The 20,054-nt window shown below is 70.9% G+C and carries 16 protein-coding genes and 1 pseudogene; 13 read left to right on the forward strand and 4 right to left on the reverse strand.

Annotated elements, in window-relative coordinates:
- Positions 1 to 23 precede the first annotated feature (23 nt).
- The 9 genes from ABFX55_RS43860 (at position 24) to ABFX55_RS43900 (ending at position 10,356) form a co-directional block, all read left to right on the forward strand.
- Entirely contained in the window at positions 24 to 233 is a 210-nt protein-coding gene (locus tag ABFX55_RS43860) for an EF-hand domain-containing protein (protein WP_346129572.1), read from the forward strand.
- A gap of 127 nt (positions 234 to 360) precedes the next feature.
- Positions 361 to 2,427 carry a putative bifunctional diguanylate cyclase/phosphodiesterase gene (locus tag ABFX55_RS43865; RefSeq protein ID WP_379479037.1) on the forward strand — a complete coding sequence of 689 codons (2,067 nt, stop codon included), beginning with the start codon at positions 361 to 363 and terminating at the stop codon, positions 2,425 to 2,427.
- 101 nt (positions 2,428 to 2,528) lie between these two features.
- Positions 2,529 to 2,828: an Asp-tRNA(Asn)/Glu-tRNA(Gln) amidotransferase subunit GatC gene (gene gatC, locus ABFX55_RS43870; protein WP_183656201.1), complete on the forward strand. Its 300-nt coding sequence runs from the start codon at positions 2,529 to 2,531 to the stop codon at positions 2,826 to 2,828.
- Positions 2,825 to 4,315 carry an Asp-tRNA(Asn)/Glu-tRNA(Gln) amidotransferase subunit GatA gene (gene gatA, locus ABFX55_RS43875; protein ID WP_346129574.1) on the forward strand — a complete coding sequence of 497 codons (1,491 nt, stop codon included), beginning with the start codon at positions 2,825 to 2,827 and terminating at the stop codon, positions 4,313 to 4,315. The genes gatC and gatA overlap by 4 nt, the downstream gene beginning before the upstream one ends.
- A 5-nt stretch (positions 4,316 to 4,320) precedes the next feature.
- Positions 4,321 to 5,805 (forward strand): Asp-tRNA(Asn)/Glu-tRNA(Gln) amidotransferase subunit GatB, encoded by a 1,485-nt coding sequence (gene gatB / locus ABFX55_RS43880; protein WP_346131429.1) that lies wholly within the window; start codon positions 4,321 to 4,323, stop codon positions 5,803 to 5,805.
- 93 nt (positions 5,806 to 5,898) lie between these two features.
- Positions 5,899 to 7,221 (forward strand): MFS transporter, encoded by a 1,323-nt coding sequence (locus tag ABFX55_RS43885; protein ID WP_346129576.1) that lies wholly within the window; start codon positions 5,899 to 5,901, stop codon positions 7,219 to 7,221.
- 150 nt (positions 7,222 to 7,371) lie between these two features.
- On the forward strand, positions 7,372 to 7,932 hold the full coding sequence (locus ABFX55_RS43890) for an RNA polymerase sigma factor (RefSeq protein WP_183656207.1): 561 nt from the start codon (positions 7,372 to 7,374) through the stop codon (positions 7,930 to 7,932).
- A complete protein-coding gene (locus ABFX55_RS43895; RefSeq protein WP_346129578.1) occupies positions 7,925 to 8,791 on the forward strand; it encodes a hypothetical protein in 867 nt (288 codons plus the stop codon). The genes ABFX55_RS43890 and ABFX55_RS43895 overlap by 8 nt, the downstream gene beginning before the upstream one ends.
- Positions 8,788 to 10,356 (forward strand): heparinase II/III domain-containing protein, encoded by a 1,569-nt coding sequence (locus ABFX55_RS43900; protein WP_346129581.1) that lies wholly within the window; start codon positions 8,788 to 8,790, stop codon positions 10,354 to 10,356. Before ABFX55_RS43895 ends, ABFX55_RS43900 begins: the two co-directional genes overlap by 4 nt.
- A gap of 106 nt (positions 10,357 to 10,462) precedes the next feature.
- Here ABFX55_RS43900 and ABFX55_RS43905 read toward each other — a convergent pair whose 3' ends face one another.
- From ABFX55_RS43905 to ABFX55_RS43915, 3 genes are read right to left on the reverse strand one after another with little or no spacing between them, the layout of a single operon-like run.
- Positions 10,463 to 11,986 carry a tripartite tricarboxylate transporter permease gene (locus ABFX55_RS43905; RefSeq protein WP_346129583.1) on the reverse strand — a complete coding sequence of 508 codons (1,524 nt, stop codon included), beginning with the start codon at positions 11,984 to 11,986 and terminating at the stop codon, positions 10,463 to 10,465.
- Positions 11,987 to 12,565: a tripartite tricarboxylate transporter TctB family protein gene (locus ABFX55_RS43910; protein ID WP_346129585.1), complete on the reverse strand. Its 579-nt coding sequence runs from the start codon at positions 12,563 to 12,565 to the stop codon at positions 11,987 to 11,989.
- Positions 12,565 to 13,539, reverse strand: coding sequence for a Bug family tripartite tricarboxylate transporter substrate binding protein (locus tag ABFX55_RS43915; RefSeq protein WP_346129587.1), 975 nt, complete (start codon positions 13,537 to 13,539; stop codon positions 12,565 to 12,567). The genes ABFX55_RS43910 and ABFX55_RS43915 overlap by 1 nt, the downstream gene beginning before the upstream one ends.
- A 178-nt stretch (positions 13,540 to 13,717) precedes the next feature.
- Here ABFX55_RS43915 and ABFX55_RS43920 point away from each other — a divergent pair.
- The 3 genes and pseudogenes from ABFX55_RS43920 to ABFX55_RS43930 form a co-directional block, all read left to right on the forward strand.
- Positions 13,718 to 15,136: pseudogene (locus ABFX55_RS43920) on the forward strand (ATP-binding protein); the annotation flags it as partial.
- Positions 15,137 to 15,214: 78 nt separating this feature from the next.
- Positions 15,215 to 15,868 carry a response regulator gene (locus ABFX55_RS43925; protein ID WP_346131431.1) on the forward strand — a complete coding sequence of 218 codons (654 nt, stop codon included), beginning with the start codon at positions 15,215 to 15,217 and terminating at the stop codon, positions 15,866 to 15,868.
- Between the two features lie 74 nt (positions 15,869 to 15,942).
- Entirely contained in the window at positions 15,943 to 17,931 is a 1,989-nt protein-coding gene (locus ABFX55_RS43930; RefSeq protein WP_346129589.1) for a VanW family protein, read from the forward strand.
- Here ABFX55_RS43930 and ABFX55_RS43935 read toward each other — a convergent pair whose 3' ends face one another.
- Entirely contained in the window at positions 17,932 to 18,996 is a 1,065-nt protein-coding gene (locus ABFX55_RS43935; protein ID WP_346129590.1) for a PQQ-dependent sugar dehydrogenase, read from the reverse strand.
- Positions 18,997 to 19,034: 38 nt separating this feature from the next.
- Between ABFX55_RS43935 and ABFX55_RS43940 the strand changes: the two genes are divergently transcribed.
- Positions 19,035 to 19,943 carry a 2-hydroxyacid dehydrogenase gene (locus ABFX55_RS43940; protein ID WP_346129592.1) on the forward strand — a complete coding sequence of 303 codons (909 nt, stop codon included), beginning with the start codon at positions 19,035 to 19,037 and terminating at the stop codon, positions 19,941 to 19,943.
- The last annotated feature ends 111 nt before the right edge of the window (positions 19,944 to 20,054 follow it).

Below are 20,054 nucleotides of genomic sequence, written 5' to 3' on the forward strand. Positions count from 1 at the left end.
CTTCCCTACGGAAAGGTGGTCATATGTCCGAGCTCAGTGGTGAGCGGTTGGCGGAGCTCCGTCAGACCTTCGCCTCGATCGACGTCAGCGGCGACGGTTTCATCAGCCAGGAGGAGTTCCTGAAGCACTTCCCCGGCCTGCCCGCCGAAGCGCTCGGGTCGCTGGAGCAGACCGCCGACGCCGACGGGGACGGCCGGATCTCCTTCGAGGAGTTCGTCCGCCTTCTGGGCTGAGACCAGTTTTCTCGCAAAACGGATAAATGCCTCGTTCTGCCGGGAAATGTGGGCAAGTGGTGTGACGGAACGTAGGCGGGTGGTTTCGGGAAGTGGGGTAAAGGTCGTACCCTCCCATAGTGACCTCATGGGGGTTCTGTTACCGATGACCGACCCGAATGACACGCGCGACACGGGACCACGCGTAGGCACCCCGTTGTGGGCCTTCCTCGCAGGCGTCTCCGTGATCGGCTTCACCGCGCTGATCGTGGCCGAGCTGCGCCTCGACCTGTTCGAACTGGCCGAGCTGGCCAGGGCGCCGCTCTTCTGGGTGCTGGCCGTCCTGGTGGTGCTCGGCGAGCTGCGTCCCGTGATGGTGTCGTCGGCCACCGCGGTGGGCGGCACCTATCCGGCGACCATGTTCACCTTCGCCGTGCTCCTGCACTACGGGCTCGCGGTGGCGGTGCTCATGCAGGTCGTCGGCATCGTGGTCAACGGCGTCGTCACCCGCAAGGCCTGGCACAGGGTGAGCTTCAACGTCGCCCAGGCCACTCTGGCGTTCACCGCGGCGGCGGTCGTGCTCGGCCTGTTCGGCATCGTGCCGAGCCCGTCGTCGCCGTGGGTGCCCTCAGGGCCCACCCTGACGGCCGTCGCGCTGTCGGGCCTGGCCTACTTCGCCGCGCGGGCGATGCTGGTCTGCGGCGCCGTGGCGCTGCACGAGCGGCGCTCGCTGAGCAGGGTGCTGCGGGCGACCGTGGGCCCGCAGGCGCTGGTCTACACGGCGCTGCTCGGCCTCGCGCCGCTGGTCGTCGTGGTCATGGAGGACTCACCGGGGCTGGTGCCGCTGTTCGTGGCGCCGCTGGCCGCGGTCTACTTCACCGCCACGCTCTCCATGCGCCGCGACCACCAGGCGATGCACGACGAGCTCACGGGGCTGCCCAACCGCAAGATGCTCATCGTCTCCACCGAGGAGGCGCTGGCCGAGGCGCGCCACGACGAGCGGGTGGGGCTGTTCCTCATCGACCTCGACAGGTTCAAAGAGGTCAACGACACCATGGGGCACCCGGTCGGCGACCGGCTGCTGCAGATGGTCGCCCACAGGCTCACCCACTCCGTACGGCCCGGCGACGTCGTCGCACGCCTCGGCGGCGACGAGTTCGCGGTGCTGCTGCCGTCCATCAGAGACTCCCACGCGGCGAGGGAGGTCGCGGCCAGGCTCAGGGCCGCGCTGACCGAGCCCGTCCGCCTCGAGGGCATGACGTTCGACATGGACGGCTCGGTCGGCATCGCGCTCTTCCCCGACCACGCCCCCGACTTCGAGCTGCTGCTGCAGCGCGCGGACGTGGCGATGTACCTGGCCAAGGAGGGGCGTACGGGGGTCGAGCTCTACCAGCAGGACAAGGACCGCAACTCGCCCGAGCGCCTCGGCCTGCTCGGCGACCTGCGGCGCGCGGTCGACAACCGCGAGCTGCGGCTGCACTACCAGCCCAAGGTCGATCTCGCCACCGGCGAGGTGCGGGGGATGGAGGCGCTGCTGCGCTGGCGTCATCCGGTGCGCGGGCCGATCCCCCCTGACGACTTCATCCCGCTGGCCGAGCAGTCCTACCTGATGCGGCAGCTGACCGAGTACGTCATCGACGCGGTGATGGAGCAGGCGGCCCGCTGGTGGCACACCGGGCTGCAGGTGCAGATCTCGGTCAACGTCTCGGCCCGCGACCTGCTCGACTCCGCCCTCCCCGACCAGCTGGAGGCCGGGCTCTCCCGGTTCAGGCTGCCGCCCGAGGCGATCCAGCTGGAGGTCACCGAGCGGATCCTGATGGGCGACCAGGCCTACACCCACGAGACCATCAAGGCGCTGGCCGCGCTCGGCGTGCCGCTGGCGCTCGACGATTTCGGGACCGGCTACTCCTCCTTCATCCGCCTGCAGCGGCTGGCCGCCTCCGAGGTGAAGATCGACGCCTCGTTCGTGCAGCGGCTGTCGTCGTCGGAGGACGACGAGCGCATCGTCCGCTCGATCGTCGACCTGGTCCGCTCTCTCGGCCTGCGGTCGGTGGCCGAGGGGGTCGAGACCGAGGAGGTGGCGCTCAAGCTCACCGGCATGGGCTGCGACATGGGCCAGGGCTGGCTGTTCGGCAGGCCGATGGCGCCCGCCGACGCGACCGTCTGGCTGAGGGAGCGCGTCGGCGTGCAGGAAGCCGAGTACGTCGAGATCTGAGAGCGATGCCTGGAGGCGGCGCTAATGGTTCGGCCACGCTCCGTCAAGAGCCCTAGGATGACAGTGTCCAAACTCCATCCACGAAACGGGTTCAACGACTCATGTCCGCCATAACCCGCGACGAGGTCGCGCACCTGGCCCGGTTGTCCCGGCTGGCGATCTCCGACGACGAACTCGACCACTACGCGACCCAGCTCGATGACATCATCGCCGCGGTCGCGAAGGTGGCAGAGGTCGCCGCCGAGGACGTTCCGCCTTCGTCGCACGCGCTCCCGCTGACCAATGTCTTCCGTGCCGACGAGGTGCGACAGTCCCTCACGCCCGAGCTGGCGCTCTCGGGCGCTCCGGCCGTCGAGGACGACCGCTTCCGGGTTCCGCGCATTCTCGGGGAGGAAGCATGAGTCTGATCCACAAGACCGCCGCCGAGCTGGGCGCGCTGATCGCCTCGGGTGAGGCGAGCGCCGCCGAGGTCGCCGAGGCCCACCTCGACCGCATCGAGCAGGTCGAACCCAAGGTGCGCGCGTTCCTCCACGTTGACCGCGAGGTCACGCTGGAGCAGGCCCGCGCCGTCGACGAGCGCCTCAGGCAGGGTGAGAAGCTCGGCCCGCTGGCCGGGGTGCCGATCGCGCACAAGGACATCTTCGCCACGCGCGACATGCCCACCACCGCCGCCTCGAAGATCCTCGAGGGGTGGCGCCCGCCGTACGACGCGACCGTCACCGCGCGGCTGCGCAAGGCCGGGCTGGTCATCCTCGGCAAGACCAACCTCGACGAGTTCGCGATGGGCTCCTCCACGGAGAACTCCGCCTACCACGCCACGCACAACCCGTGGGACCTCACCAGGGTTCCCGGCGGCTCCTCCGGCGGCTCCAGCGCGGCGGTCGCCGCCTACCAGGCGCCGCTGTCGACGGGCACCGACACCGGCGGCTCGATCAGGCAGCCGGCCGCCGTCACCGGCATCGTGGGCATGAAGCCGACCTACGGCGGCTCCTCCCGCTACGGCCTGATCGCCTTCGCCAGCTCCCTCGACACCCCCGGGCCCTTCGCCCGCAACGTCATGGACGCGGCGCTGCTCCACGCGGCCTTCTCAGGGCACGACCCGATGGACTCCACCTCCATCGACGCGGCCGTCCCCGACGTCGTCGAGGCGGCGAGCAACGCCGACATCGCGGGCATGCGCATCGGCGTCGTCAAGGAGTTCGGCGGCGAGGGCTACCAGCAGGGCGTGCTCAACCGCTTCCACGACACCGTCGAGCTGCTCGAGTCGCTGGGCGCGAAGGTCGTCGAGCTCTCCTGCCCCTCGTTCACCACGGCGCTGCCCGCCTACTACCTGATCGCGCCGTCCGAGTGCTCCTCGAACCTGGCCCGCTTCGACGCCATGCGCTACGGCCTGCGCGTCGGCGACGACGGCACCAGGAGCGCCGAGGAGGTCATGGCGCTCACCAGGGCCGCGGGCTTCGGCCCCGAGGTCAAGCGGCGCATCATGCTCGGCACCTACGCGCTGTCGAGCGGCTACTACGACGCCTACTACGGCCAGGCGCAGAAGGTCCGCACGCTCATCTCGCGCGACTTCGAGGCCGCCTTCCACCAGGTCGACGTGCTGATCTCGCCGACCACGCCGACCACGGCCTTCCCGATCGGCGAGCGCGCCGACGACCCGATGGCGATGTACCTCGCCGACCTGTGCACGATCCCGTCCAACCTGTCGGGCAACGCGGCCATGTCGGTCCCGATCGGCCTGGCCGACGAGGACAACCTGCCGGTCGGCCTGCAGATCATGGCCCCGGTCCTCGGCGACGACCGCTGCTACAGGGTCGGCGCCGCCGTTGAGAAGGCCCTGGAGAGCCGCTGGGGCGGCCCGTTGCTGAAGGAGGCTCCCGCACTGTGAGCGTCATGGCGTACGACGAGGCCCTGGAGCGGTACGAGCCGGTCCTCGGCCTGGAGACCCACGTCGAGTTGGGCACCCACTCGAAGATGTTCTGCGGCTGCTCGACCACCTTCGGCGCGCCGCCCAACACCCATGTCTGCCCGACCTGCCTCGCGCTGCCCGGCTCCCTGCCGGTGGCCAACGAGATGGCGATCGAGTCGACGATCCGCATCGGCCTGGCGCTGAACTGCTCGATCGCCGAGTGGTGCCGCTTCGCCCGGAAGAACTACTTCTATCCGGACATGCCGAAGAACTACCAGATCTCGCAGTACGACGAGCCGCTCTGCTTCGACGGCTACCTCGACGTCGAGGTCGACGGCAGGACCGTGCGCATCGAGATCGAGCGCGTCCACCTCGAGGAGGACACCGGCAAGTCCACCCACGTGGGTGGCGCGACGGGCCGCATCCAGGGCGCCGACTACTCCATCGTCGACTACAACCGCGCGGGCATCCCGCTGGTCGAGATCGTCACCAAGCCGATCCCCGGCACCGACAGGCTCGCCCCCGAGGTCGCCCGCGCCTACGCCACCGAGCTGCGCGAGGTCATGCGCTCGCTGGGCGTCTCCGACGTGCGCATGGAGGAGGGCTCCATGCGCTGCGACGTCAACGTCTCGCTCATGCCGCGCGGCTCCTCCGAGTGGGGCACCCGCACCGAGACCAAGAACGTCAACTCGCTGCGCAGCGTCGAGCGCTCGGTACGGAGCGAGATCCAGCGGCAGGCGGCGATCCTCGCCGAGGGCGGCAGGATCATCCAGGAGACGCGCCACTTCCACGAGGACACCGGCATGACCACGTCGGGCAGGTCCAAGGAGGAGGCGCAGGACTACCGCTACTTCCCCGAGCCCGACCTGGTGCCGATCGCGCCCGACCCCGCGTGGGTGGCCACGCTCAAGTCCGCGCTGCCCGAGCTGCCCGCCGTACGGCGTAAGCGGCTGCAGGCCGAGTGGGGCGTGAGCGACCACGACATGGAGTCGATGCACAACGCCGACGCCATCGAGATCGTGGAGGCCACGATCGCGGCGGGCGCGCCCGCCGCCGACGCCCGCAAGTGGTGGATGGGCGAGCTGGCCCGCAGGGCCAACGAGTCGGGCAAGGCCCTGGCCGACCTGCCCATCACCCCCGCGCAGGTCGCCAGGGTGACCGAGCTGGTGGCCTCCGGCACGCTCAACGACAAGCTGGCCCGTGAGGCGCTCGACGGCGTGCTGGCGGGCGAGGGCAGCCCCGACGACGTCGTCGCGTCCAGGGGGCTGCAGATCGCCGACGAGGGCGAGCTGGCGACGATCGTCGAGCAGGTGCTCGCCGGCAACGCCGACGCCGTGGAGAAGGTCCGCTCCGGCAAGATCGCCGCGGTGGGCGCGCTGGTCGGCGGCGTCATGAAGGCCAGCCGAGGCAAGGCCGACGCCGCGCGGGCCCGCGAACTGATCCTGGAGAAGCTCGGCGTCTCCGAGTAGGCGCCGTCTCGGAGCGGGTGGCCGAAGTCCTAGGCCGGTGCCTAGGACTTCGGCCCGATGTGCTTCGCGGCGCCCCGCCGTAGCGTCGCATGCATGACGCGCACATCCTTGACCGCGGGCCTGGTGGCACTGGTGTCGCTGGTGGCCTTCGAGTACATCGCCGTGGCCATCGCCATGCCGGTCGTGGCACGTGAGCTGGGCGGATTGCACCTGTACGGCCTGGCCTTCAGCGGCGCGATGGCCGCCGCCGTCGTCGGCACGGTCCTCGGCGGCCGATGGGCCGACCTGAGAGGGCCGAGCGCCCCCTTGTGGTCCGGAGCGGTCGCCTTCATCGCCGGACTCGTGCTGGCGGGCGCGGCTCAGTCCATGGAGATGTTGATCGCCGGCCGGCTCGTCCAGGGCTTCGGCGGAGCGCTGGTCAGCGTGGCGCTCTACGTGGTGGTGGCCAGGGTCTATCCCGAGGAGTCACATCCGAAGATCTTCTCCCTGTTCGCCACGGCGTGGGTGGTGCCCTCCATGGTCGGCCCCGCGATCGTCGGCCTCGTGGTCGACACGCTGGGCTGGCGGTGGGTCTTCCTCTCGGTGCCGGTGCTCACCGTGATCGCAGGGCTGATGCTGCTGCGCGGGCTGGCCGGGCAGCCGGTCACCGGCGGGCAGGCCGAGCCCGCGCCGGGGCTGGCGAGGAAGGTCGGCTGGGCGATGCTGACGGCCGTGGGCGCGGGCCTCATGCAGTACGGCAGCGACGGCAGGTTCCTCCTCCTGGTCGTGGGGCTCGTCGTGCTGCTGGTGGCGCTTCCGAGGCTGCTGCCCGCGGGCACGCTGCGCGCCGCCAGGGGGCTGCCCTCGGTCGTGGCCCTGCGCGGCCTGGCCACGGGCGCGTTCTTCGCCGCCGAGGTGATCATCCCGCTGATGCTGATCAACGAGCGCGGCCTGTCTCCTCTGCTGGCCGGGTTCGCGCTGACCGGCGGCGCGCTCACCTGGTCGTTCGCCTCATGGCTGCAGGGTCGCGAGGTGTTCAGCAGGAGGACGAACCTGTTCGGCGGCTCGGTGGCGATCGCCCTCGGCATCATGTTCATGGGCGCGGTCACCTTCGACGGCGTGCCCGTCGCCCTCGCCTACCCGGCGTGGATCGTCACGGGATTCGGCATGGGACTGGTCTATCCGACGCTGTCGGTGCTGACGCTCGAACTGTCGAGCCCCGGCGAGGAGGGCGTGAACAGCTCCGCCCTGCAGGTCGGCGAGTCGGTCTTCTCGGTGGTGGCGGTCGCGGTCACCAGTGCGCTGTTCGTCGCGGCGGACTCGGGCTACTGGGCGGTCTACGCGGCCACGCTGCTCATGGCGCTGGCCGGGCTCTGGGTCGCGCCCCGCTTCCAGACCGCACGAGTCGCCACTCCGGCAGTTGCTCCTATGTCATGATCTCGGCCATGCGCTGGGCGGTGAGGGGGGCGATCGCCGCCCTCACCGAGCGGTACGCGGGCAGGCCCGCGATCTGCGCTGACAGACCGTGAAAGTGAACCGGCCGATCGGGTGATACCTATCGACCGCTTCGCACACGGAAGGCCACCCATGACCGCAGCCGCGGTGCACCAACCGGATCTCGCCGACCCCGAGGGCTTCGGCGAGATCTTCGACGCCCACTTCGGGGAGATCCACCGGTACGTCGCCCAGCGACTCGGCCCCGACGACGCCGAGGACGTGGTCGCCGAGACCTTTCTCACCGCCTTCCGTAAACGCGGCCAGTACGACCCCTCCCGCGCCAGCGCGAGGACCTGGCTGTACGGCATCGCCACCAACCTCGTCGGCAAGCACAGGCGCTCGGAGACACGCGCGCTCAGAGCCCTCGACCGCCTGCCCCGCGACCGCGACGTGCAGGGGCTCGCGGAGGGCGTGGCCGTGCGGGTGAGCGCGCAGAGCCTCGGGCCGAGCCTGGCAGGCGCGATCTCCAGGCTGAGCAAGGGCGATCGGGACGTGCTGCTGCTCGTCGCGCTCGCCGGGCTCTCCCACGAGGAGATCGCCTCAGCGCTCGGCATTCCCTACGGCACGGTCGGCTCCCGCCTGAACCGCGCGAGGAAGAAGCTCCGCAAGGCCCTTGGCGGCACCAACCCGATGGAGGGCGAGCATGGATGAGCTGAACAAGGTGCGCGAGCTGTACGGCGAGCCGTCCCTGGATTCCGAGGTCAGGGCGCGGGTGGCCGCCAGGCTCGACGCGGAGCGCTCCGCACCCGCCAGGAGGAGAGGCTCGCGCAGGTCCGCGCCGGCCGCCGGCCGCCCCCGGGACGACCGCGCGCCCGGCAGGGCGGGGACGGCCAGGACCGGGCGGGCGGCCAGGGCGGCGAGGTCCTGGTGGGCGCCGATCGCGGCGGGGGCCGCGATCGTCGTCATGGCCGCGGTGGCCTTCGTCGGGCCCAGGCTCGTGACAGACGAGGGAGAGGGCGTCCTGCTGGCCGCCGCAGGCGTGGTGGAGACCAGGCCCGCGACGAAGGGCGCCTACTGGCACGTCAAGCGGGTGCTCGACGGGTCGGAAGTCAGGCAGCTGTGGGTGGCGAGGGACGGCCGCGCCTGGACCAGCCAGGGTGCGGGCAGGCCCGTCCCCTTCACCGGCAAGGGCCCCTTCACGATGGACGGCCACGAGCTGACGATCGCCCAGATCGAGTCGCTGCCCGACGAGGTCGGGCCGCTGCTGGAGAAGGTGCACGTCATCCTCGGTGACGTCCCCGAGGACGAGCGCGAAGGGGTGGTCGCCGACGCGATCACCGGCCTGCTGTGGAGCAAGCCGGCCCCTCCCGACGTCCGCGCCGCCGCCTACCGGGCCCTGGCCGGCCTGTCCAACGTGCGATACCTGGGCAAGGGGACCTTCAGCTACGACGTGCGAGGGGTGCGCCGCGAGCTGGTCATCGACCGGCGCAGCGGCCAGGTCCTGCGCGCGACCACGGGCCAGGCCACCGAGGCCGTGCTCGAAGCGGGATGGACCGACGTCAAGCCGTGAAGCGCGTGCTCGTGTCGATCGTCCTTTGCGTGCTCGCGGTCGGCTGCCTGGTCAGGCCGGACGAGCCCAGCCTGGCGGCGGCGAGAGGACGGCCGATGTGCGACAGGACCCAGTTCGCCGCCGCCGACGTGATGCGAGGGCCCGTCTCCTTCGTCGGCCTGCCGCCCGTGGAACTCGGCGTGGACGTCGACTGGCGGATGGACCCCTACCGCAACCGCTCGTGGGCGCTGAACCTGCACGCGTTGCGCTGGGTCGGCCGCCTCGTCGTCGCCTACGAGACCACGGGCGCCGCCGACGCGCTCAGACGCGCGGAGGGGACCGCCCATGACTGGGTGCGCGACAACCCCCGCGGCGGCTCGGGGGTCAGCGAATGGGCGTGGGCCGAGCATCCCATCGCCCTGCGCGCCCCCGCGCTGGTCTGCCTCAGCACCCACGTGAAGGCGGAGTGGCTGTCGGACACGCTGGTCGAGCACGCCGAGGTCCTGGCCGACGCGTCGCTCTACAGGGGTGGCCACAACCACGGCCTCGACCAGGACATCGCGCTGCTGGGCATCGGCTGCAGGCTCGACGTGGCGAAGTGGCGCGACCTCGCGCTGAGCAGGATGACGGAGTCGGCCAGGCGCGCCATCGACGGGCAGGGCACCCTGCAGGAGCAGGCCCCGCGCTACGGCGTCTACGTCCACCAGCGGCTGGGCGTCGCCTTCGCCGCCATCAAGCAGTGCGGTCTCCGCATCCCGAAGGAGCTGTCCACCAGGCGTAGGGCGCTCGAGTCGTACGTGGGGCACGCCATCCAGCCCGACGGCCGCCTCACCGCCATCGGGGACGGCCCCGCCGACATGCGTCCCAGCGGCTTCCGCCGTCCTGACTCCACGGTCGGGGTGTTCGACGGCGGCTACGTCTTCGGCAGGAGCGACTGGTCGCGAGAGGCCGCCTTCTACTCGATCAGGTTCGGCCCGCCGCGCCGGTACCACGGCCACGAGGACCACCTGAGCGTCACCTACCAGGCCAAGGGGCGCGACGTCCTGGTGGAGGCAGGCTTCCACTCCTACGAGAGGGCGGCCTACCCCCGCTGGACCGTCACGCCCGAGGCGCACAACGTGCCCGTGGTCGAGGGCGCCGCCTTCCGCCCGGGTACGGCGACGCGCCTCACCGGCTCCTCCATCACCCCCACGAGGCAGACCTACGAGCTCACCGACGACGCGTACGGCGTGAGCCGTACCAGGAAGGTGCTGGTCGACCACGGCACGGACGTGCTCGCCGTCCTTGACGAGGTGCCCGAAGGCCACCGGCTGCGCAACCTGTGGCACCTGGCTCCGGGGCAGCGGCCCACGCTGGTCCAGTTCGAGATGCCCGCGTGCCGCCGGATCGGCGGTCAACGGGAGGGCGTGGGGGAGGTCTCGCCCGGCTACCTCAAGCGGGTCAAGACCGTCACGATCACCTCGCCCGCCGCCAGGTCGCTGCTGACGGTGATCGTGCCGGGAAGGGCGAGGGTGGGCTGCGACGGAGGGACGGTGACCGTCCAGAGTCGTGACGGCTCCGTGGCATTCCCCTCGGGGATCCGCTGAAGAAAGCGGTCCGGACGTCACGAAGGCCCCGCCGGCTGGACGGGCCGACGGGGCCTCGACGTCTTGTCCCAAGAACCACGGGGGAGATGCCCTGGCAGGCCTCCCTCTACTCCACCCGTGACCCAGGTGTGACCGCTTCGACGCGACGCCGTGCCCACAGCCGCCTGAACAGCGGCGTCAGCAGGGCGAGAGCCGCCAGGCCGAGCAGGGTGGCCGCGATCGGGCTCTTCACCAGGACCGTCACGTCACCCGCGCCGATCGCCAGCGCGCGGCGCAGCTGGATCTCGGCCATCGGGCCGAGGATCATGCCGATGACCGCGGGGGCGATCGGCAGGCCGAAGCGGCGCATGGCGTAGCCGAGCAGGCCGAGCACGAACAGCACCACGAGGTCCACGGTCGAGCTCTTCAGCGCGTAGACGCCCAGCGCGGCGAACATGACGATGCCTGCGTAGAGGTAGGGCCTCGGGATGCGCAGGACCCTCGCCCATAGCGGGGCCAGCGGCAGGTTCAGCACCAGCAGCATCGCGTTGCCGATGAACAGCGAGGCGATCATGCCCCACACCAGGGCGGGGTTGTGGTCGAACAGCTGGGGACCCGGCTGGAGGCCGTACTGCTGGAAGGCGGCCAGCATGATCGCGGCGGTGGCGGAGGTGGGCAGACCGAGGGTGAGCAGCGGCACCAGCGTGCCCGCCGCCGAGGCGTTGTTGGCGGCCTCGGGGCCCGCCACCCCCTCGATGGCGCCCTTGCCGTACTCCTCCTTGGCCACGCCCTTGGCGAGCTTCTTCTCCGTGGCGTAGGACAGGAAGGTAGGGATCTCGGCGCCGCCGCCGGGCAGCGCGCCGAAGGGGAAGCCGAACGCGGTGCCGCGCAGCCACGGCTTCCACGAGCGGCCCCAGTCCGAGCGGCCCATCCACGCCGCGCCCACGGGGACCACCTCGGGGGTGGCGTGACGCAGCCTGGAGGCGACGTAGAGCGCCTCGCCCAGCGCGAACAGGCCGACCGCGACGACCACCACGTCGATGCCGTCGAGCAGCTGGTCGATGCCGAGGGTGAGGCGGGCCTGCCCGGTCTGCTCGTCGATGCCGACCAGGCCGATGACCAGGCCGAGGCCGAGGGAGGCCAGGCCGCGGACCATCGAGCGCGACAGCACGGAGGAGATCGCGGTGAAGGCCAGGATCGCCAGCGCGAAGTAGTCCTCGGGGCCGAAGGAGATCGCGAAGTCGACCACCAGCGGAGCGGCGACGACCAGCAGCGCCGTGGCGATCGTGCCCGCCACGAACGAGCCGATGGCGGCCGTCGCGAGAGCCTGTGCCGCCCTGCCCCGCCTGGCCATCTTGTTGCCCTCGAGCGCCGTGATCATCGAGGACGACTCGCCGGGCGTGTTGAGCAGGATGGAGGTGGTGGACCCGCCGTACATGCCGCCGTAGTAGATGCCGGCGAACATGATGAACGCGCTGGCGGGAGGCACGGTGAAGGTGATCGGCAGCAGCAGGGCGACGGTCATGGCGGGGCCGATGCCGGGCAGGACGCCGACCAGCGTGCCGAGCGTGACGCCGACGAGCGCGTACAGCAGGTTGACGGGGGTCAGCGCGGTGCTGAAGCCCTCGAGGAGCAGCTGGAACGACTCCACTCAGATCACCCCCTGCAGGAGGCCGCCCGGCAGGGTGACGCCGAGGCCCCTGACGAAGGCCACGTAGGTGACCACGCCGAGGACCACGGCGACGATCGCGGCCTTGACCTTGCTGTCGGCGCCCAGGGTGACGGAGAGGCCGAAGAAGAGCAGTGAGGAGGCGATGATCCAGCCGAGGGTGGTCAGCAGCGCGGTGAAGGCCAGGAAGATACCGCTGACCAGGCCGACGCTCCTCCAGTCGGCGGGGGCGTCGGCGTCGATGTCCTCGCTCTCCTCGGGGTCGCCCCTGCCGCCGCGCAGGACGTCGAGGGTGTAGAAGGCGCCGATGACGATGAGGGCGCTCCCGACCAGGATCGGGAAGAACCTCGGGCCGAGGCCGAGCGCCGAGCTGGCGGCGCTGACGTCGAGGGTGCCGACGATGACGAGCACGCCCAGGACGAAGACGACCAGGGAGAGGCCGAGCTCGGGCCGCCACCAGGCGTGCCGCTTCGCCTCTGCTGGGGAGCCCGCGGAGGGGCCGCCGGCGGATGGAGGGACGGCGCCACCGGGAGCGGCGCCGTCATCGTACGGCGAGGACATCAGGAGACGAGCCCCATCTCGGCGATGACCGCCTTGACGCGCGCCTGCTCGGCGTTCAGGTAGTCGGTGAACTGCTGGCCGGTCTGGAAGGCGTCGATCCAGCCGTTCTTGGCCACGGCGTCCTTCCACGCCTGCGAGTCGTGCATCTTGGTCACCAGGTCGGTCAGCGACTTCTTGTCGGCGTCGCTCAGCCCGCCGGGGGCGACGAACCCGCGCCAGTTGGCCAGCTCGACGTTGAGGCCGCCCTCCTTCAGCGTGGGCGCGTCCACCGAGTCGATGCGGGAGGGCGAGGAGACGCCCAGCGCGCGCAGCTTGCCGGACTTCACGTGCTCGGCGAACTCGCCGACGCCCGAGACGCCGATGGTGACCTTGTTGCCGAGCAGCGCGTTGAGCGCCTCTCCGCCGCCCGAGTGGGCGATGTAGTTGACCTGCTTGGGGTCGACGCCGCCTGCCTTGGCCATCAGCCCGGCCAGGATGTGGTCGGTGCCTCCGGCCGAGCCGCCCGCGACCGACACCTTGGCGGGGTCGGCCTTCCACGCCGCGACCAGGTCGGCCAGCGTCTTCAGCGGCGAGTCGGCGGGCACGACGATGATCTCGTACTCCTCGGTCAGCTTGGCGATGGGCGTGGTGTCCGCCAGCGTGACCTTGGACTTGTTCTGCTCGATCGCGCCGACCATGACCAGGCCCATGGTCATGAGCATGTTGCCGTTGCCCTTCTCGCCCGCGAGTTGGGCCAGGCCGATCGTGCCGCCGGCGCCGGGCACGTTGAAGACCTCGACCTTGCGCTGCGGGTCGACGGACTTGAGCGCCTGCTCGGCCGTACGGGAGGTCTGGTCCCAGCCGCCGCCGACCGCCGCGGGCGCCATGATGCGCAGCGCGCTTGTTCCGCCACTGCCGCCCGTGCCCTGGTCGCCGCAGCCGGTCAGGGCCGCGATGGAGAGGGCGGCAATTGTGGCAAGTATGCGGAGTTGCATGATCACTCCAAATTGGGGGGTCACAATCTCGAATACTGGATGGTGAAACGGACATCCCCCCACGTCGAGTGTTTACGCGTTTGCCGTCGTAAAGGTCATATTGGTCGCGACCCCCGCGTGACCTCCTGGTGCTTCCATGGGCCGTGTGAGACTCGGCACGCAACTCTTCGTGCTGCAGATGGTGATCGTCGTCCTCGCCGTCAGCGGCACCGCTGTCGTGTGGGCCCAGCACACCCGCACACAGCTCGATTCGCAGTACCAGCAGCGGGCGCTGGCGATCGCCGAGGCGGTGGCGGGGATGCCTCAGGTGCGCGCCGCCTTCGCCGTCCAGGATCCGGCCGCGCTCCTGCAGCCCATCGCCGCGGGTGTACAGCTGGAGACCGGCGCCGACTACGTGGTGATCGCCAACAGGGACCAGAAGCGCTACGCCCACCCCAATCCCTCGCTCATCGGCAAGCGGCTGTCCACCGACGGCTCGGAGGTGTTGCTGACGGGGCAGAAGTGGGTCGGCGTGCAGACAGGGACGATCGGCACCACCGTCAGGGGCAAGGCGCCGATCTACGACGAGTACGGCACCGTCATCGGGCTCGCCTCGGTCGGCGTGCTCGTGGAGAAGGTCGACGCCCAGGTGGGGGCGGTTCTGGCGCCGCTGCTCTACACGGCGCTCGCCGTCCTGGTGGCGGGCTCGGCGGCAGCCGCGCTCATCGTGCGCAGGGTGCGCAGGCAGACCTTCGGCCTCGAGCCAGGAGAGATCGCCAAGCTGCTCGAGCAGCGCGAGGGCGTGCTGCACGGGGTCAAGGAGGGCCTGCTCGCCCTCGACATGGAGGGCAGGGTGACGCTGGTCAACGACGCCGCCCGCGAGCTGCTCGGCGGGGTCGGCGCCGACCTGACCGCGATGCCGGTCTCCGAGCGCATGCGCGACGTGCTGAGCGGGGCCGATCCCGGCGAGGACAGGATCGTCCTGCAGGGCGAGCGGGTGCTGGTGCTCAACCGCACCCCCGTGTCCGTGCGCGGGAAGCAGCGCGGCTGGGTGATCACCCTGCGCGACCGCACCGAGCTGGTACGGCTGGCCCGCGAGCTCGACTCGGCCAGCTCCACCACCGAGGCGCTGCGCGCCCAGGCCCACGAGTTCGCCAACCGCATGCACACCGTGGTCGGCCTGCTGGAGCTGGGCGAGCACGACGCCGCGGTCAGCTTCATCACCAGGACCACCCGCGACACCTACGCGACAGGCATCCGCGACCGCGTCGCCGATCCCACGCTGGCCGCGCTGCTGCTGGCCAAGTCGGCGGAGGCCGCCGAGCGCGGGGCGACCCTGGTGCTGTCCGACGACACCTGCGTACCCGAGGGCGTGATCGACGACCCGCAGGACGCCGTGCTCGTGGTGGGCAACCTGGTCGCCAACGCGCTCGACGCGCTCGACGGCGCGCAGGGCACGATCGAGGTCTCGGTGCGCGCGACGGAGGAGGGGCTGAGCGTGCGGGTCGGCGACTCCGGCCCAGGCATCACCCCCGACCTGGTCGAAGAGGTGTTCAGGGAGGGGTTCACCACCAAGGCGGCGCACTCGGGGCCGCGCGGGCTCGGGCTGGCGCTCACCAGGCAGGCGTGCATGCGCAGGGGCGGCTGGGTGCGCGTCCACAACGCGGGGGGGCGCCGTGTTCACGGCGTTGCTGCCATGACCTTCCGCGTGCTCGTCGTCGACGACGACTTCATGGTGGCCCGCATCCACAGCGGCTACGTGGCCAAGGTGCCGGGCTTCGAGGTCGTCGGCACCGCCCACACCGGCGCCGCCGCCCTGGAGGCGGTGGCCGAGGAGCGCCCCGACCTGGTGCTGCTCGACATCTACCTGCCTGACATGTCGGGGCTCGAGGTGCTGAACAGGCTGCGCGGCGTGGACGTCCTCATGATCAGCGCGGCCCGCGACCTGCCTACGGTCAGGGAGGCCATGCGCGGCGGCGCGATCAGCTACCTGATCAAGCCCTTCACCGCCGCCGCGCTGGCCGAGCGGCTCACGCAGTACGCCGACACCCGCAGGCAGCTCACCACCATCGGTCCCGAGGTACGGCAGGATGACATCGACCGCCTCTTCGGCGTGGTCAGGGCGCCCCTGCCCAAGGGCCTGTCCTCGGCCACGTGCGCCCTCGTCGCCGACGCGCTGCGCCAGGCGGCCGGCGATCTCTCGGCCACCGAGGCCGCCACGCTGACCGGGCTGTCGCGGGTCAGCGCCCGCCGCTACCTCGAATACCTGTGCGCGGCCGGCCGGGCCGAGCTCAGGCCCAGGTACGGCACGACGGGCCGCCCCGAACACCGTTACCGCTGGATGTCCTGATTCAAGGTACATATCGCACCAGGAGTGCCTTACTGTTTCCTGTGGGAGAGCAGCGATGGGGAGGAGTTTGAGGCGTGGCGAACGCCCGACCGATCGATCCACCGACCGACCCGTTCGCCTCGGTGCCCACGCCACCTCCGGGTAACGGCAGGAAGCCCAGAATGGGCGGGCTGCCGCCTGGCGTCTCACCCGACATCTACGGCCCGGGAGCCCAGCGCGGACCGGCCCCCGTCGGACCCGCCGCGCTGCCCCCCGTGGCGCACACGCCCCAGCCGTGGCCCATGAACGAGACGCAGCGCCACGACGCGCCGCCGCCTCCCCCTCCCGTCTTCGGCCACCAGGACGGGCCGTCGGAGCCGCCGCCCCCGCGGCAGAGGCAGGGACGCCGCCTGCTTCCCACGATCGCCATCGTGCTGGGCGTGCTGGTGGTGCTGGCCTACGTCGTCCCCGCGGTGGTCATGTCGGGCTCCGTGCTGCGCGGCACCAAGGTCGGCGGCGTCGACATCGGCGGCCTCACTGTGACCGAGGCGGCCGACAGGCTCAGGGACGAACTGGCTCCCAAGGTCGAGCTGCCCCTCGCCGTCGAGGTGAACGGCCGCAAGGAGACCATCGAGTCCGACGAGGCGGGCGTCGAGCTCGACGTCGTCGGCACGATCGAGCAGGCGCCCAGCGGCTTCCCCAACCCCGTCGAGGTGTGGCGGGCGCTGACCGGCACGACCGAGATCGCCCCGAAGGTCTCCGTGGAGTCCGCCCAGCTCGCCAGGACCGTCGAGACGCTGGCCGCCAAGGTCGACCAGAAGGCCAGAGAGGGACGCGTCGCCTTCAAGGGGACCCAGCCCGTCTCGGTGACCCCGCGCGACGGCGTCGTCCTCGACAGGGAGGCCGCGGTCAAGCTGATCAGCGAGGGCTTCCTCAAGTCGCGTGAGACCGTGTCCCTCCCCGTCAAGGTCGACCAGCCCAAGACCACGCCCGCCGCGGTCAAGGCGGCCGCCGCCACGGCCGCCGAGGCGGTGTCCGCGCCGATCACCCTGACCAGGGACGGCAAGCAGGCGCAGATCCCCGTCGCCGTCATCGCCGCCAACCTCACCTTCGTCTCCGACGGCGAGGGCGGGCTCGAGCCCCGCTTCGACGCCAGGAAGGCGCTGAGCGGCATCGAGAGCCAGCTGATCGACGCCGCCCAGGCGCCGCGCGACGCCACCTACGACGTGGTCGGCGACAAGCTCAAGCTCATCTCCGCGCGCAAGGGCAAGGGCGTGGACGACAAGAGGCTCGCCACGGACGTGGCCAAGGCGCTGCAGTCGGGCGGCAGTCGTACGATCCCCGTGGAGCTGGCGGTCGTCGCGCCGCGGCTGACGGACAGCGAGCTGCGCCAGATGGGCATCAAGGAGAAGGTCGCCTCCTTCACCACCCAGCACCCCTGCTGCCAGAACAGGGTGACCAACATCCACCTGATGGCCGACGCGGTCGACGGCCACATCGTCCAGCCAGGAGAGACCTTCTCCATCAACGGCCTCGTGGGCGAGCGCACCGCCGCCAAGGGCTACCTGCCCGCCGGGCAGATCGTCGCGGGCAAGATGGAGGACGGCGTCGGCGGGGGCGTCTCACAGTTCGCGACCACGATGTACAACGCGGCCTACTTCGGCGGCTTCGAGGACGTCGAGCACCTGGCGCACATGTTCTGGATCTCCCGCTACCCCCCTGGACGCGAGGCCACGGTCTTCTGGCCCACGGTGGACCTGAAGTGGAAGAACGACTCCGAGTACGGCGTGCTGGTCAAGACCTCCTACACGGGCTCGTCGATCACCGTGACGCTGTGGAGCACCAAGCGCTACGACAAGGTCGAGTCGATCACGGGGCCGAAGAGGAACGTCGTGCCGGTGGTCCGCGAGCAGGACGACAGCCCCGACTGCAAGCCGACCGAGGGACACGAGGGGTTCACGATCGACGTGACCCGCGTGATCACCGACGAGGGCGCGGAGGTCAAGCGGGAGAGGAAGACCACGACCTACCGCATGGAGAAGCTCATCACCTGCGTGAAGCCGCCCTCCGACGACCTGGAGTAGTCAGCCGACGGGCACCGACATGATCCGGTCGTCGCCCTGACGGGCGTCGCCCCTGCCGTCCTTGTTGCTCGTGCCGACCCAGAGCGACCCGTCGGGGGCGAGGGTGACCGCGCGCAGCCTGCCGTGCTCCCCCTGGAGACGGGCGGCGGGACGGCCCGCCGAGCCGTCGGCGTCGAGCGGCACCTGCCACAACCGCTCACCCCGCAGCGCGCCCACCCACAGCGAGCCCTCCGCGTACGCCATGCCCGAGGGAGAGGCCTCCGAGGTGCTCCAGGTGACGATCGGATCGACGTAGCGGGAGTCGTCGCCGACGCCCTCCACTTCGGGCCAGCCGTAGTTGCCTCCGGCCTTGATGAGGTTGACCTCGTCGAAGGAGTTGGCGCCGAACTCCGAGGCGTACAGCCGCCCGGAGGCGTCCCACGCCAGGCCCTGCACGTTGCGGTGACCGTAGCTGTGGACGAGGGAGCCGAACGGGTTGCCCGGCGCGGGCGCGCCGTCGGTGGTCATCCTCAGGATCTTGCCCGCCAGCGAGTCGCGGTCCTGGGCCAGCCGGCTCTCGCCGGTCTCGCCCGTCGTGGCGTAGAGGAAGCCGTCGGGGCCGAAGGCGAGCCTGCCGCCGTTGTGGATGCCGCCCTTCGGGATGCCCTCGACGATCACCTTCCTGTCCGAGAGCGTCTCACCGGACAGGCGATAACGGACGATCCTGTTGTCCGAGGCGGCGGTGTAGTAGAGGAAGACCTGCTCACCCCGCACGGCCACGCCCATCAGGCCGCCCTCGCCGTCTGGCTCGACGCCTTCGACCTCCCCCAAGGAGGTGACCCGCCCCGCGGCCGTCACCCTCAGCAGCCTCGCGCTGTCGCGCTCGGTCACCAGCGCGTCGCCGCCCTCGGCGAAGGCGATCGCCCATGGCGCCGACAACCCCTCGGCGACGGTGCGGGGACCACCCGGCGTGGTCGCGGGCCGCGCCGTGCCCACGGGGTTCGCGCCACCGCCGACCTCCGCGGGCGCCGCCGCGCACCCCGCGGTCACGACCACGGTCATCATGATCACAAGCCAGACCCTCATGTGTCCCATACTGACCCTCTGCCCATAAAGTTCGGCGTATGAAGATCTGGGTGCCCTCCGAGGCGGCTGCCGGCGTGCTGACCGACCTGCCCGACGTCGAGTGCGTCGTCTACGACGGCAGGGGTCCTGCCCCCGACGGAGCCGACGAGGTCGAGGTGTGGATCCCGCCGCTGATCCCCGTTCCCGACATCCCGGGGCTGATGGCGGCGATGAAGCGGCTGAAGCTGGTGCAGACCGTGACCGCGGGCGTGGAGCCGTACCGGCCGCACCTGCCGCACGGTGTGACACTGTGCAACGCCCGCGGCGTGCACGACGCGGGAACCGCCGAGTGGGGGGTCGGCGCGATGATCGCGGTGCTGAGGGAGTTCCCCGGCTTCGTCGACGCCCAGCGCAGGGGGGAGTGGACCTACCACCACACCGGTGTGCTGGCCGACGCGAAAGTGCTGATCGTCGGGTACGGCTCCATCGGCGCCGCCCTCGAACGCAGGCTCGAGGGGTTCGAGGTCGAGGTGGTCAGGGTGGCCAGGACGGCCCGCGAGGGCGTCCACCCGATGGAGGAGCTCGAAGCACTGCTGCCCGAGGCCGACGTCGTGGTGCTGCTGGTGCCCGCCACCTCCGAGACGACGGGCATGGTCGACGCGGCCTTCCTGGCGAGGATGAAGGACGGCGCGCTGCTGGTCAACGCCGCCAGGGGCGCGGTGGTCGTCACCGACGCCCTGGTGGCCGAGCTCGAGTCGGGACGGCTGCGCGCCGCCCTCGACGTGAGCGACCCCGAGCCGCTGCCCGAGGGACACCCGTTGTGGAACGCGCCAGGAGTGCTCATCACCCCGCACGTGGCGGGCAGCACGCCGGCCTCCACCCGCAGGTCACTGCGGCTGATCCGCTCCCAGTTGCTGCGCCATCTGGCGGGCGAGCCGCTGAACAACGTGATCACCGAGTCGTACTGACAGGAAACGCGCAGGTGGGAGCGCCGCGCGTTTCCCGTCAGTACGGACAAAGGGAATCCGGACCGTGTCTGCCCCGTGACCTTCGGTGCGTACGGTGGGCGTCATCGAGGA

The sequence above is a fragment of the Nonomuraea roseola genome (genome assembly GCF_039535395.1).
Lineage (GTDB): Bacteria > Actinomycetota > Actinomycetes > Streptosporangiales > Streptosporangiaceae > Nonomuraea > Nonomuraea roseola.